The sequence below is a fragment of the Bilophila sp. T19-St14 genome (genome assembly GCF_059728385.1).
The window spans coordinates 21,695-36,637 of sequence record NZ_BAAGFT010000001.1 but is presented as its reverse complement, the minus strand read 5'-3'; the positions used below and the strand labels follow the sequence as shown (position 1 = coordinate 36,637).

At 53.6% G+C, this 14,943-nt stretch carries 8 protein-coding genes, 2 tRNA genes and 3 rRNA genes; 1 reads left to right on the top strand and 12 read right to left on the bottom strand.

Annotation, left to right across the window (positions count from 1 at the left end):
• Positions 1-10 precede the first annotated feature (10 nt).
• From AC6I1V_RS00155 to AC6I1V_RS00100, 12 genes are all read right to left on the bottom strand, one after another.
• Positions 11-667 (bottom strand): flavodoxin, encoded by a 657-nt coding sequence (locus AC6I1V_RS00155; protein ID WP_308771911.1) that lies wholly within the window; start codon positions 665-667, stop codon positions 11-13.
• Between the two features lie 31 nt (positions 668-698).
• A complete protein-coding gene (locus AC6I1V_RS00150) occupies positions 699-1,583 on the bottom strand; it encodes a carboxymuconolactone decarboxylase family protein (RefSeq protein ID WP_486854830.1) in 885 nt (294 codons plus the stop codon).
• Positions 1,584-2,179: 596 nt separating this feature from the next.
• Positions 2,180-3,148, bottom strand: coding sequence for an aldo/keto reductase (locus AC6I1V_RS00145; protein ID WP_486854831.1), 969 nt, complete (start codon positions 3,146-3,148; stop codon positions 2,180-2,182).
• 191 nt (positions 3,149-3,339) lie between these two features.
• On the bottom strand, positions 3,340-4,263 hold the full coding sequence (locus AC6I1V_RS00140) for a DUF3737 family protein (protein WP_497736704.1): 924 nt from the start codon (positions 4,261-4,263) through the stop codon (positions 3,340-3,342).
• Positions 4,264-4,809: 546 nt separating this feature from the next.
• Positions 4,810-5,859, bottom strand: a complete 1,050-nt coding sequence (locus AC6I1V_RS00135) for a zinc-dependent alcohol dehydrogenase (protein WP_486854833.1) — start codon at positions 5,857-5,859, stop codon at positions 4,810-4,812.
• 299 nt (positions 5,860-6,158) lie between these two features.
• Complete coding sequence (locus AC6I1V_RS00130) at positions 6,159-6,578, bottom strand: (R)-mandelonitrile lyase (protein ID WP_486854834.1); 420 nt, start codon at positions 6,576-6,578, stop codon at positions 6,159-6,161.
• A gap of 563 nt (positions 6,579-7,141) precedes the next feature.
• Positions 7,142-7,256 (bottom strand): 5S ribosomal RNA (rrf, locus tag AC6I1V_RS00125).
• Positions 7,257-7,309: 53 nt separating this feature from the next.
• Positions 7,310-10,239 (bottom strand): 23S ribosomal RNA (locus AC6I1V_RS00120).
• A 157-nt stretch (positions 10,240-10,396) separates the two neighbouring features.
• Positions 10,397-10,472, bottom strand: a tRNA-Ala gene (locus AC6I1V_RS00115).
• Positions 10,473-10,478: 6 nt separating this feature from the next.
• Positions 10,479-10,555: transfer RNA gene (locus tag AC6I1V_RS00110), tRNA-Ile, on the bottom strand.
• Positions 10,556-10,634: 79 nt separating this feature from the next.
• A 16S ribosomal RNA gene (locus AC6I1V_RS00105) occupies positions 10,635-12,185 on the bottom strand.
• The 16S, 23S and 5S rRNA genes sit together here with 2 tRNA genes alongside, the layout of an rRNA operon.
• A gap of 681 nt (positions 12,186-12,866) precedes the next feature.
• On the bottom strand, positions 12,867-13,271 hold the full coding sequence (locus tag AC6I1V_RS00100; RefSeq protein WP_337430393.1) for a DUF1090 domain-containing protein: 405 nt from the start codon (positions 13,269-13,271) through the stop codon (positions 12,867-12,869).
• A 626-nt stretch (positions 13,272-13,897) separates the two neighbouring features.
• Between AC6I1V_RS00100 and AC6I1V_RS00095 the strand changes: the two genes are divergently transcribed.
• Positions 13,898-14,941, top strand: coding sequence for a GAF domain-containing protein (locus AC6I1V_RS00095; protein WP_486854481.1), 1,044 nt, complete (start codon positions 13,898-13,900; stop codon positions 14,939-14,941).
• The last annotated feature ends 2 nt before the right edge of the window (positions 14,942-14,943 follow it).

Here is a 14,943-nt window from a genome sequence, read left to right as displayed (position 1 = left end):
CATTCCCGGACTAGTTCCTCGCCGGGAAACCGAGGCCGTCCAACCACGCGTCCACATCCTTCTGCGCGCTGGAAACCCGTGAGCCGCGCACTTCAAACCCTTTCAGCATATGCGCCTGCGGGCAGAGCTTCCTGAGGTCGCTTTCGCTGCGGCCCAAACGGCTTCCTTCATGGGTGCAGAACGGAATGACGTTTTTGTCCCCCATGTTGTGCTTTTCCAAAAACGTGAAGAAAGGCATAGGCATAGTCCCCCACCAGTTGGGGAAGCCGATGAATACGGTATGATACTCGTCCCAATTGGGGATTTCGGTGGCAATCTGCGGGCGGGCATTGCTCTGCTGTTCCTTCTGAGCCATATCCACCACGGCGTCATAATCCTGCGGATAAGGCACGACGGTCTTGAGTTCGACCATATCCCCTCCCACGCGTCCATGAATCTGCCCGGCGAGCCGCCGCGTATTGCCGGAATGGGAAAAATAAAGAATCAGCACCTTGTTCCCTCCTGCTTCCGCAGCATAAGCGGACGCCCTGGACAGTACCGGAGCGGCGATTACGGCGGCGGCGCCAAGCGCGATGCCTTTCAAAAAGCCTCGCCTCGACCGGATCATGTTTTCCTGATGCACAACGGCAGTGTGGGGCTGCAAAAAGATCCTGCTGGTCTTGCTCATGGCATATTCTCCTGTAATGCTTTAAAAATGTTTATTTTGCCTGCTTGGGCTCAGGGATGACGGCATTGACGCAGGCCAAGGCATTCAGCGTCCTTGGAAAACCGATGTAGGGAAGGCTCTGCGCCAGCGCGTCAATCAGGTTTTCCTTGAAATTCCCTACCGCCGCATTTCCCTGCACATGGGAACGAACTTGGCTGTCGCAGCCTCCGAGGGCGGAAATGATGGAAAACGTCAGAATTTCTCTGGTCTGCAAATCCAGCCCCTTTCTGGTGTAGACATCGCCGAAGCAAAATGCGGAAAGATAGTTTTGGACAAGAGGCAACTGATTGGCAGGAGCCGTCTGGTGCATCTTGTCTATTCCATCGCCAAAAATGGATTTTTGTACTTTCAACCCGTCCGCATACCGGGAAGCTTCCGTTACAGTGCTTTGGCTTTCCACCGGAAGGGGAATATTCTTCGCCCTGAACGCCCCATTCACTCTTTTCAGCGCGGCTTCCGTTTTTGGGAAACCGATGTACGGAGCGCACTGGTACATCGCCTCCTTGATCTCCACAGGCGTTACGCCGACGCGCAAGGCCGCATCCACATGTGTTTCCAAATCCTCCAGGGTTTGCCCGGAAGTCAGCACGACCAGCGTGATGAGCGCACGCTGCTTGTCGTTCAGTGTGCCGTGGTCTGCGATTTCACCATAGATGAGCCTGTCCCGCATGGCGGCAAAGTCAGGATCGGTGGAAGAAAATGAGGATTCCGTATTCCCCAAAAATTTTTGCATGTTCCTTTCCGCCGCCGCAGCCCGTCCTGCGGTGGCATCCCCTCTGGCCTGCGGCGCGGCAAAGGCCATCGTCGAGGCCAGCAGCACCCCGCATACAGCGGACAGGATTCCCAAATGCAGCTTGGCATTTTGAACTTTTCGCATAACGGTCCCCTTAAAATAAGTTACCTTTAAAATTTTACGATGTTGACGTGTAAGACACACTCACTCCGACATTGAACAGCACAAATGCATTGTGCTTATGCCTTGCAGCGACCGCCTGCTTCCCACAGCCAAATGCCTTTTCAACGTGAAAACGCTCTCGTTTTGCATGGCTCAGGCGGGAAGCCCGCATGTCAGAATTCCCGGTTCCCTTTATGGGAAGAATACTCCGGCGCCTAAAAGTTGCCAGATATGATTGTTGCAACTTCTTGCCTGATTCTGTACGGGGGACGCCGCCACACAAAAACGGCCTTTTCCGATCCACTGCTTCATCGCCTTCCTGTACTGCCTTCATCCATACAAAATCCCGGCAACCGCATAAAAATGCACATTGCCGGGCTACGCTGATGGAACCTGTAATTCAGAAGGTTCCTCCGCAATATGTGGCTGTTTCATTTCCACAGTATGGTGAACATGCAGCCTTTTTGTCCGGCTTTCCCGCCGGCGGACTCCAAGGCTAAGGTACGCTCTTGGTTATCCCTTTGGAACTTCAAGGAAAAAGCATCAACCGCCTCTATGACGCAACCATTCAGAAAAAACTACTGCGCTTTTACCGTACCCAGCCGCTCAATATCCTTATCCGTTCTATTGCCGTGGAGGGTGATTTTGCCCAGTTCCCGCTCAAGGGAGTCAAATTCCTCATGCGTCAGCGAAACTTCGGCTGCGCCAAGGTTTTCAATTATCCGTTCTTCCCGGCGCATTCCCGGAATCGGGACGATGAAGTCCTTTTTATGCAGCATCCACGCCAATGAAATCTGCGCCGGAGTCGCCTTTTTTTCTTGTGCGTAACGATGCAGCAAATCAAGCAGGGGCTGGTTGGCTTCCACGTTTTCCCTTGCAAAACGCGTGATGACACGCCGCACGTCGTCACCGGAATATGTGGTTTCCTTATTATATTTTCCGCTCAAAAAACCGCTGGCAAGGGGCGAAAAAGGCACAAAACCGATCCCCAGCTCCTCGCAGGCGGGAATGACGTCCTTTTCAAACATCCTTTCCATCATCGAATACTCGCTCTGGACGGCCGTGAGGGGAGTGACGCCATGCGCCCGCCGTATCTGCCCTTCCGAAGGCTGGGACTGCCCCCATCCCCTGATTTTCCCCTCACGGATCAGTTCTCCCATCCATAAGGCCACTTCCTCCACATTGCTGCCTTCGGGCACCCTGTGCTGATAATACAGGTCGACATAATCCGTTCCCAGCCGCCGGAGGGAGTCTTCGAGGGCTTTTCGGATGCCCTTTCTGCTCAGTTTTCCTTCGGGCAGCTCCTGCCCGGCAAGCGCGATGGGAGAAAACTTCGTAGCCAGAACAATCTTGTCCCGGAAGGGCGCGACCGCTTTGCCGACCAGCTCTTCGTTGACATAAGGGCCGTAGCCCTCGGCCGTATCAAAAAAAGTGCAGCCAAGTTCATACGCTTTGCGTATCAGCCGGATGGATTCCCCTTCAGCGGGCGTCGCGCCGTAGCCGTGGCTGAACCCCATGCACCCCATGCCGACGGCAGAAACTGCCATGCCGCTTTTTCCCAACATCCTTGTTCTCATATCCTGCCCTCAACTTTTAGGGTATGTGCCCCGTATCGCTTATGCCCCTGCCGCCCGGTTGCTTCATCTCCACAGCATGGTGAAAATGCAGCCTTTTTATCCAGTTTTCCCGCTGGCGGAATCAATAGCTGAGACATTTTATTGGCTGCCCTTTTGGAGCCTCAAAAAAAGCATCGGCCATTTCCTGCTACACGGCCTTGCTTATATGGCGATCCTTTCGTCACGAGACCCCATAGATGGGCCTGATGACCGCCCGCCACAAGGATTTCAGCTCTGGAATGTTCATCGTCACGGATGATTTCATCAACAGAGGGAACCACAATGCGCCCCGAACGGGGATTCTTGATGCTGTCCACGGGCGTCGTGATGACGGCATCCACATCTGACTTTTCAAAACAAAGATCGGAATCGACCACTTCACAGTCAATCAGCTTCAGCGCGCTGCAGTAACAAAGCGGCTGGGAACTGAGTATTCTGCAATGTTCAAGAGTGAGGTTGTCGGAATACCAGCCGAGGAATTCTCCGCGAAGCACGCTGTTTCTGACGGTAACATTATGCGCGTGCCAGAAGGCGTCCCTGCTGGTAATATCGCAATGGTCAAAAACGGCATCATGCAGGTATTGCAGCGCATATTTTCCTCTGAACCGCACATCGCGGAATGCCAGGCTTCCGGCGTGCAACATGAAATAGTCGCTTTCCACAGTACAGCCTTCCATCGTGAAATCACGGGAAAACCAGCCGAATTCATTCGATTTGATGTCGCAGTTACGGACAGCCACATCCCGGCACTCGCGAAACGCCTTGATTCCATGCAGTTCGCTCCCCGTGACGGCAACATGATCCGAATACCAGAGGGCCGCGCGGCACCCTTCGGACATGCGGCACTCCCGGATGTCCAGCCGATGCACATGCCAGAACGGGTAACGCAGGTCGAAAAAGCAATGTTCGGCAACAACATCCGAAGCTTCCTTGACGGCGCTTTCTCCATCGGCCGGACCGGCAAAGGTACAGTCCAAGAGATGGATATTGCTGATGCCGTATAAGGCGCGTTCCTCGTCATAGGTTTGATTTGCTATCGTTTTCATCAGTCCAATCCGTTTTTCGTATACAGGGGTATCCGATCCTTCATTCGCAGTTGCATCGAAACCGGAAAACAAGGCTCTGTCGGAATATCTGGCTGTCTCATCTCCACAGCACGGTGAAAATACAGCCTTTTCCTTCAGGCTTCCCATTGGCGGAATCCATAGCCAAGGCATTTTGCTGGTTATCCCTTTGGAACTTCAAGGAAAAAACATCAACCATTTTCCAGGTCGTGCCGTTGATTAGATATAATCTAGTGAAACTATTTAACTATTTTTCAAGTCACAAAATATTATTTCAATAATTTCAAATGGTTAAATACAAGACAACAACACAACCCAGGATACAGCCAAAACAAAAGGCGCTCTCTAATTTCACTATGAATTCATTTGTTAGCTTGTGTCGTCATGTTACATGCAATTATTTGAAATTTTTGGAAACAATATTTTATAACTTGGAAAAATAATTAATAATTTAAATATATTATATCTAATTAACGACACAACCTAAGCATCCTCCGTTTTTTCTGAGGAGGCATTTACCGTCAGGCATTACGGCCTGATGACGGTCTTCAAAACGGACTCAGCAGGGGAAATCTGCTTCTCAAAAGCGTGCTGAAGCTGCTCCAAGGGCAGAATGTCGGTCACGTACTTTTCAACGTCGATGAAGCCGTTGGCAATGAGGTCAATCGTTTCTTCAAATTCCTTTCGGGTGCAGGATACACTGCCGGTCAGACGAACCTCATGCAGAACGGCGCGATTCAGCTCAAAGGAAACCGCAGGCGTCATCGAGTTGCCGATCATGACGATTTCACCGCCGGGCTTCACGCCGTCCAGACAGGCGGCAAGCGATTCCCCCGTGCCGACAGCTTCAAAGACGACATCGAATCCGCCTTCGGAAACAGCCTGCATCTTCGCGGCCCGGTTGGGATCATTCCCGTCAAAATAGACGTCAAAATCGCCTATTTCCCGTGCCTTGCCCGTCTGCCGTTCATCAACTTTGGACATGGCCAGACAGGAAGCCCCCGCCCTCTTGGCCAGCCCGCCGATAAGCTGCGCGATAATGCCGCTGCCGACCACCAGCACCTTGTCGTGCAGTTTCAGGCTGGACTGCCTGACCGCATGGTACGCGACCATCAAGGGATCAATCAGCCCGGCGGCGACGTCCGACACCGTATCCGGCAGCCTGTAGGCGTTCCCCGCCTTGCCGACAAAATATTCCGCATAACCGCCGTTGCAGACGAAGCCGATATAATTGGTGCCATGCGCCTCCCGGCAAAGATGTTCCCTGCCCGCCCGGCACATGTCGCATTCGCCGCAATACAGGTTGGCCCAGAAAGTCACACGGTCGCCGATGCGAAAATCGCTGTCGCCGGGGTCGACAACCTCACCGCAAAATTCATGCCCCATATGAAAATCGGCGATGGGTTCCGTGCTCCAGCCCTTTCCGGCCTTCCACATGTGGATGTCGCTGCCGCATACGCCGCAAGCGGAAACACGTATCTTCAGCATACCGGGAGCCATTTCCGGAACGGGTACCTGCCTGATTTCAACCCGCTGCGGCCCGGTCAGGACACCGGCCCTCATCATTTCCTGTTTCATATCTGTTTCCATTTTTAGGCTGTGTTATAGAAAATGGTTGATGCTTTTTTCCTTGAAACTCCAAAGGGATAACCGGAAAAATGCCTTAGCCGTAGATCCCGCAAGGGGAAAACTGGAAAAAAGGCTCTATTTTTCACTGCACTGTGGAGATGAAACAACTACATACTATAACAGAGCCTTTTTATGGCTCTAATCCGCCTGCCGGCGCGCCTTATAAGCACGCATCTCATCCATCCGAACGGGATTTATCAACGTTTCGATAAAAGCTGTCTTCACTCTGAAGGGAAAAGGATACCCTCTTATTGCCGTATTCCGTTGTACTGCTCGTCAGTCACCTTTTCCATCCACTCGACAACCTTGCCGAGTTCTTTTTCCTCGCAAATGGAAATATGCGACATGGAACTGTTCGGAGCGGCCCCGTGCCAGTGCTTGACGCCCACAGGACAAATAACGACGTCACCCGGCCGGACTTCCTGAACAGGTTTGCCCCATTCCTGCGTCCGGCCCACGCCGGAAGTGATGATCAAAACCTGCCCCACAGGATGGATATGCCAGTTGGAGCGAGCGCCAGGCTCAAAGGTCACACTGCCGCCGCTGGAACGCATCTCATTGTTGGCAGGGTACAAAGGGTCAATACGCACATTGCCGGTAAAAAACTGCTCAGACCCCTTGCTGGAAGCCTGCTCACCGTTACGGATAATCGTCTGCGCCTTGCCCATTTCCGCGGCAAAAACCTGCCCGGCAGAAAGCCCGGTTGCTGCCGTCAAAGCCAAGGCCATGCACATCATAGCGTTTTTCATACTATCGTCTCCCATTGATCTAAAGTGTATGGCCGCATAATAGATGCCCGGCTTCCCTTGAACCAGCTACAATCCTCGCATCTTTTTGCCTATTTCTACACCTCACGTTTCGACGGAACTTGTTTCCGATTCGCTCAACAAAAACAAAAAAGCTCTGTCTAAAGGGCAAGGCAACACTTGGGTAAAAAGATGTGAGCATCGTAACTAGTTGTTTATAGGGTATTACAGGTGTGTATTCTCTAACACTTTTTCTTTGAAGACGCGGATGATGCGAAGAGGAGAGAGGAGGCCCTGAAGCCGTAAAGGGAAGAACTCCGGGTGGGAGGGAAGCCGAGGAGGAGGAGGAGGGAGGGCAAGGCTGAGGAGAAAAACGGGGAGGGGGGAGGATTACGTGATTGGGAATTGCGGAGGGGGATGCAGGATTGCCTGCAAGACAAAAAAACAACGGGCCGTCTTACGAAGACGGCCCGTTGGAAATAAAGTCTTGGCGTTGTTCTACTTTCCCACGTAAGAATGCGCAGTATCATCGACGATGGAGAGCTTAACTGCCGAGTTCGGAATGGGATCGGGTGTACCCTCTCCTCCATGAACGCCAAGACAAATCTCTATTGATATGAATTGATAGGGGGATAGGAAGGGGAAAGTTTTTGACAAATAAGCCGCTCGGGCTATTAGTACTGGTCAGCTGAGCGCGTCGCCGCGCTTACACCTCCAGCCTATCGACCGGGTAGTCTACCCGGGCCCTTCAGCTCTTTCGAGGGGAGAACTTATCTTGAGGCAGGCTTCCCGCTTAGATGCTTTCAGCGGTTATCCCTTCCGCACATAGCTACCCTGCTGTGCCGCTGGCGCGACAACAGGATCACCAGGGGTGCGTCCATCCCGGTCCTCTCGTACTAGGGACAGGCCCTCTCAATTCTCCTTCGCCCACAGAAGATAGGGACCAAACTGTCTCACGACGTTTTAAACCCAGCTCGCGTACCACTTTAAACGGCGAACAGCCGTACCCTTGGGACCTGCTTCAGCCCCAGGATGTGATGAGCCGACATCGAGGTGCCAAACCGCATCGTCGATGTGAACTCTTGGATGCGATCAGCCTGTTATCCCCGGCGTACCTTTTATCCAATGAGCGATGGCCCTTCCATTCGGGACCACCGGATCACTAACGCCAACTTTCGTTCCTGTTCGAGATGTCTCTCTTACAGTCAAGCTCCCTTATGCGTTTGCACTCAGCGCCTGGTTTCCGATCAGGCTGAGGGAACCTTTGCATGCCTCCGTTACACTTTAGGAGGCGACCGCCCCAGTCAAACTACCCGCCAGACACTGTCTTTCTCCGGGATGACCGGAAGAAGTTAGGATCTTAAACATGCAAGGGTGGTATTTCAACGATGGCTCCCCCCATACTGGCGTACAAGGTTCACAGCCTCCCACCTATCCTACACATGCAGGCCCAAAATCCAATGTCAAGCTATAGTAAAGGTGCACAGGGTCTTTCCGTCTTTCTGCGGGTACACGGAATTTTCACCGCGACTGCAATTTCACCGAGTCTCTGGCCGAGACAGTGTGGAGATCGTTACGCCATTCGTGCAGGTCGGAACTTACCCGACAAGGAATTTCGCTACCTTAGGACCGTTATAGTTACGGCCGCCGTTTACTGGGGCTTCAATTCGGAGCTTTGCTTGCGCTGACTCCTCCTTTTAACCTTCCAGCACCGGGCAGGCGTCAGTCCGTATACGTCGTCTTTAGGACTTCGCACAGACCTATGTTTTTAGTAAACAGTCGCCACCACCAATTCACTGCGGCTCTCCGGGGCTTCATATGTTAAACATGTCACCCTAGAGAGCACCCCTTCTTCCGAAGTTACGGGGTTATTTTGCCGAGTTCCTTGGCCAGAGTTCTCTCGAGCGCCTTGGATTGTTCATCCCACCCACCTGAGTTGGTTTGCGGTACGGATTGCTGCGGATATACTTAGGAGCTTTTCTAGGCAGCATAGACTCAACGGCTTCAGGGCTTGCGCCCACGGACTCGCGTCTCAGATTCGTCCGGCGGATTTGCCTGCCGGATATTCCTACACGCTTGCACCGGGATATCCAACACCCGGCCCGCCTATCTTCCTGCGTCCCTCCATCGCGCTACACAACAAGTACAGGAATATTAACCTGTTTTCCATCGGTTACGGCTTTCACCCTCACCTTAGGATCCGACTAACCCTGGGAAGATTACCTTTACCCAGGAAACCTCGGGTTTTCGGCGAATATGTTTTTCACATATTTTATCGTTACTCATGTCAGCATAATCACTTCACTGCAGTCCAGCATGCCTTCCGGCACACCTTCAGCCCGCAGCGAACGCTCCCCTACCCAATCTCCAAAGGAGATTGCCAAAGCTTCGGTACCATGCTTAGCCCCGTTACATTTTCGGCGCAGAGCCATTAGACCAGTGAGCTATTACGCTTTCTTTAAACGATGGCTGCTTCTAAGCCAACGTCCTGGCTGTCTAAACGGTTCCACTACCTTCACCACTGAGCATGGATTTGGAGACCTTAGCTGTTGGTCTGGGCTGTTTCCCTTTTGACGACGAACCTTCGCACCCGCCGTCTGACTCCCGGGATACAATTAAGCGGCATTCTGAGTTTGATAGAGTTTGGTAATCTGGTAGGACCCCTAGCTCTGTCAGTGCTTTACCTCCGCTAATCAATTCCCGAGGCTATACCTCAATATATTTCGGGGAGAACCAGCTATCACCGGGTTTGATTGACCTTTCACCCCTATCCACAAGTCATCCGGAACGTTTTCAGCCGTTGACGGTTCGGTCCTCCACAAGGCTTTACCCTTGCTTCAACCTGCTCATGGATAGATCACCCGGTTTCGGGTCTACTCCAACGTACTAGTCGGCCTATTAAGCCTCGCTTTCACTACGGCTACGCTTTCGCTTAACCTCGCACGGTAGAGTAACTCGCTGACTCATTATACAAAAGGCACGCGATCACTGCAAAAAGCAGCTCTCGCAGCTTGTAGGCAACAGGTTTCAGATTCTATTTCACTCCCCTAACAGGGGTTCTTTTCACCTTTCCCTCACGGTACTAGTTCACTATCGGTCGCTGAGGAGTACTTAGCCTTAGAGGATGGTCCCCCTAGATTCCCACGAGGTTTCACGTGCCTCGCAGTACTCAGGTACCGGCTGCGTCCTTTTCGGTTTCGGGTACGGGGCTATCACCCGCTGTGGCGGAGCTTTCCAGCTCGCTTCCCCTGCCTACTCCAGAATCGCGTATGCCGGCCCTACAACCCCGAATGGTCGAAACCACTCGGTTTGGGCTCTTCCCATTTCGCTCGCCGCTACTTTGGGAGTCTCGTTTGATTTCTCTTCCTCCGGGTACTGAGATGTTTCACTTCCCCGGGTTGGCTTCTCTGGGCCTATGTATTCAGCCCAGGATGATGGGACATGACTCCCATCGGGTTTCCCCATTCAGAAATCACCGGATCATAGGATGTTTAGCTCCTCCCCGATGCTTATCGCAGCTTACCGCGTCTTTCATCGCCTCTCAGCGCCAAGGCATTCACCTGTTGCCCTTGATATCTTATTTCTCAAGAACTTTACTATTCCCTTCCCATTCCCCTATTCAATTGTAAATGAGCAGCAACCGCCGGTGTTTCCGGCCGGTGCGGCCAGGCCATGCCTGGATGACTGCCGCGAACCCTTCGCGCCAATGACCAATCATGGACTGTACGTCAGCAAGCTTGTGGTGGAGGTAGGCGGAATCGAACCGTCGACCCTCTGCGTGCAAAGCAGATGCTCTCCCAGCTGAGCTATACCCCCGATAAGTGGTGGGCCTGGAAAGACTTGAACTTTCGACCTCACGCTTATCAGGCGTGCGCTCTAGCCACCTGAGCTACAGGCCCCTGACGTTAACTTCTCAAAGAGCATGGCATCAAGCCCTTGTTCCTTGCAAGTGAAGAGCGAGTTGGGAATTTTTCCTATAAAGGAGGTGATCCAGCCGCAGGTTCCCCTACGGCTACCTTGTTACGACTTCACCCCAATCATCGGCCCTACCGTAGACGGCTGCTCCTCTTGCGAGTTGGCCCACCGGCTTCGGGTAAAACCGACTTTCGTGGTGTGACGGGCGGTGTGTACAAGGCCCGGGAACGCATTCACCCGAGCATGCTGATCTCGAATTACTAGCGATTCCGACTTCATGGAGTCGAGTTGCAGACTCCAATCCGGACTGGGACGCGTTTTTTGGGATTGGCTCCACCTCACGGTCTCGCTGCCCTTTGTGCGCGCCATTGTAGTACGTGTGTAGCCCCAGGCGTAAGGGCCATGATGACTTGACGTCGTCCCCACCTTCCTCCCCGTTGACCGGGGCGGTCTCTCCAGAGTGCCCAGCTTTACCTGATGGCAACTGAAGATAGGGGTTGCGCTCGTTGCGGGACTTAACCCAACACCTCACGGCACGAGCTGACGACAGCCATGCAGCACCTGTCTTAGGGCTCCCCGAAGGGCACCCCTTCATTTCCGAAGGGTTCCCTAGATGTCAAGCCTGGGTAAGGTTCTTCGCGTTGCATCGAATTAAACCACATACTCCACCGCTTGTGCGGGCCCCCGTCAATTTCTTTGAGTTTCAGCCTTGCGACCGTACTCCCCAGGCGGGGTGCTTATCGCGTTGGCTACGGCACCGAGACATACATCCCAGCACCCAGCACCCATCGTTTACGGCGTGGACTACCAGGGTATCTAATCCTGTTTGCTACCCACGCTTTCGCACCTCAGCGTCAGTTACCGTCCAGGTGGCCGCCTTCGCCACCGGTGTTCCTCCAGATATCTACGGATTTCACTCCTACACCTGGAATTCCGCCACCCTCTCCGGTACTCAAGCCCGGCAGTATCAAGGGCAGTTCCACAGTTGGGCTGTGGGATTTCACCCCTGACTTACCGGGCCGCCTACGTGCGCTTTACGCCCAGTGATTCCGATTAACGCTTGCACCCTCCGTATTACCGCGGCTGCTGGCACGGAGTTAGCCGGTGCTTCCTTTGGGGGTACCGTCAAGCCCTCGCATTATTCACACGAGGGGGTTTCTTCCCCCCTGACAGAGGTTTACGATCCGAGAACCTTCATCCCTCACGCGGCGTCGCTGCGTCAGGCTTTCGCCCATTGCGCAATATTCCCCACTGCTGCCTCCCGTAGGAGTCTGGACCGTGTTCCAGTTCCAGTGTGGCCGGTCATCCTCTCAGACCGGCTACCCATCGTCGCCTTGGTGGGCCGTTACCCCGCCAACTAGCTAATGGGACGCGGACTCATCCTTAAGCGATAGCTTGCAAGCAGAGGCCATCTTTCCCCCCAACGATAAAATCGGGAGCGTATTCGGTATTAGCGACCGTTTCCAGCCGTTATCCCCATCTTAAGGGTAGATTATCCACGCGTTACTCACCCGTGCGCCACTTTACTCATCCCGAAGGACTTTCACGTTCGACTTGCATGTGTTAAGCACGCCGCCAGCGTTCAATCTGAGCCAGAATCAAACTCTCCAGTTGATTGAAAACAACTAGCTTGCTCATATCTCTATGAGCTAAAACTCAAAGTATCTTTTCCCAACTCGCTCTTCACTTGTCAAAGAACCGGAGGCCGTTGCCTCAGCCGCGTCAGTTTCCGTCAGCGGCGAAGCGGGAACTTACCCCGCCCGGTCCAGCTTGTCAACAACTTTTTTTTCAAACCCCGAAGTTTTTTTTCGAGGCGCGCCCTGAGGATTTCTCCCCGGCGCAGAAGCGGGAACTTATCCCCATACCTTCTCGCTGTCAACAACTTTTTCCGTTTTTTCAAAAAACTTTTGCCCCGCCGTGCCCGGCCTCCCGGCCCTGCCCGGCTCAACGGGACGCTTTGTCCCGCAGCGGCGAGAACGGGTTATGCACCTCTGCGCGACTCCTGTCAACGACTTTTTATTTTTTTCCTGATTTTTTTTGACGGACACCCCCGTTTCTCCTGTGTTTTCGCTCAGGTCGGGATGTAAAATTTTTTCTAGTGCGCCTCCCGGACACGTGGGAGGGGCAAGGCTTGCTCCCATATAAAAAACTAATTGCCCCACAAAAGCTATCTACAAGGCCAGTTGCGAGGCTTTCCCCCATCACTTTCTATCAGACAGCAGCCCCTAAAGTATAGGGGAAGGCCGTAAGCTCCCCGCTGTTGGCCATCCATCCAAACTTGGAAGAATAAAAGTATTACAGGGCCAGCGCGTCACGCTTCGCGATGGCTTCCGCCAATTCCTCTTTGGCCTCGCTCAACTTGCGCTGCAACTTGGCTCTTTTCTTTTCTCCCTTGCCTTCTGCGACAGCCTTATCGAGATCCGCCTGCCGCTCCTGCACTTTATCTTGCTTTTCCAAAACCTTGAGTTCTGCCTTGGCGCGCAGGCTGCCATCCGAACACCATCGGCGGACTTGGCTGAGCGCTTCTTCCAGTCCACGGAGCTGCTCCTGATTCCCGTGTTTTCTGGCATATTCCATCTTTGTCTCGATAGCCTGCTCCTTACGCTTGCACCCACCGGCAAAATCGTCGGAAGCGGAGCCCATACCGGGAAAAGAGATCAAGGCAACACCAAGTGCCGCAAATAAAACTGATGTTTTCAAAGGCTATTCTCCCATTTGTTCATTGGATTCAGAACATCTCTTATATGGTTGAAAAGAGTTTTCCGTCAATTGAAATGCTTCCGGCAACAGTACGGATTGCAGCCCCACACTGCACCATACCGGATTATCGGGGCTTGCTCGTCAGATGCTGGGGTCAGGAATATCCGCCCTCTCTAATGAGACAAAAAGCATGGGCGGAACACAACGTACCGGAGGCTATACCGCAGCAAGGCGCAGCCCATTCGGGAGGAACGCCCCCTTGCAGGGGTACGCCTTGAACTTAGGCCCTCCCTCACGCCAGCGCCTGCCGCTCACAAGTTTTTATCCCTTTTCGGATATGCCGCAGACTCCGTTTAGGCGGCAGATGCCCCCACAGAGGGACAACGGCCCCCCATTGGGGCCGCACTCGGCCGTACTCTCCCAAAAGAGTTTATTTTTACCCATAGATAGACTATAATGTCTTTCTAAGGGCGAGGACGGTACATTCTACCGTAAAAGACGGTTGCATGGGCATCCTCCCCCTGCTATGTTGAAGGACGTGTTTGTATGAGGACTTGGCTTCCGGCGAAACGGAAGCGACTCCTTTGCGCTTTCATATCGACACTCTATCCCTGAAAGAGATTTTCATGGCAACGCTTCACGATAATGACAACACGCTCCTGGCTCTTATAAGAACCACCTTCGACGCACACAGCGCCGTCCTCTTTTTGCCGGATCAGTCCGGCAACTATACGGTCGCGCTCTCTTCCACAGACAGCGAGCCGAACGTGCAGGAGGTCAGCATTGCGCCGGGGAAGGGGCTTGTCGGGTGGATTTTGCGGCATAAGCAGCCCGTCATCGTGAACAACCTTGATATGCGGCATACCTTCCTCGGTTATTATGATGAAAACGACGAAGGCGCCATTTCCGCTTTCATGGGCTGCCATATCCCAGAGGGCGGGGCCCTGTGCGTGGACAGCGTACGCCCCCGTGCCTACACTGAAGAAGATCAGCTCCTCCTCCATCGTTTCGCCCGGCACCTCGCCCGCCAAGTCCATTCCGCCGGGCTGGCATGCGACGCCGAAGACCTGCGCCGCTATTTCACCCGGCTGGAGCAGCTTTCCGAACTCAGTGCGCAGCCCCCGCATTGGCGGGAGTACCTTGGGGCCTTCCTGCGCCTGATGGCCGAGAGCACGGAGTTTGAATACGTCGCGTTCGCCACCGCGCAGGAAGGCGGATCCACATATACGGTGGAAGGCGAAAACACGCCTCTGCTCATTACGGAAGACGGCATGCCCGAACTGCCCCTCACGAGCGGCGGCCTCGTCAGCTGGGTTTTCCGCAACGAAGTGCCCGTACATGCGGAAGGGGGCGATGGCTCCCCCAGTACGCCGCTCTTCGGCAAGCTGCCGGGAGTGCCCAACTTCCAATCCGTCATGTGCCTGCCCGTGCATCTTAATAAGGTCACTTGCGGCGTCCTGTGTTTCGCCGGGCTGAATCCCCGTTCCCTGTCCCAGAACTTGCGGACGTTCACCAAGATTGCCGTAACCTATCTGGCTCAGTACCTTGAGATGCTGTATCTCCGCCATCGGCTCAAAAGCCTGTTGCCGCGCGCAAAAGTACACCGTGACGGCGCAATGGCCTATGATCCGGACTCTGCGCCGTCGGCCCCGATGAATGAGGAAGATTGATC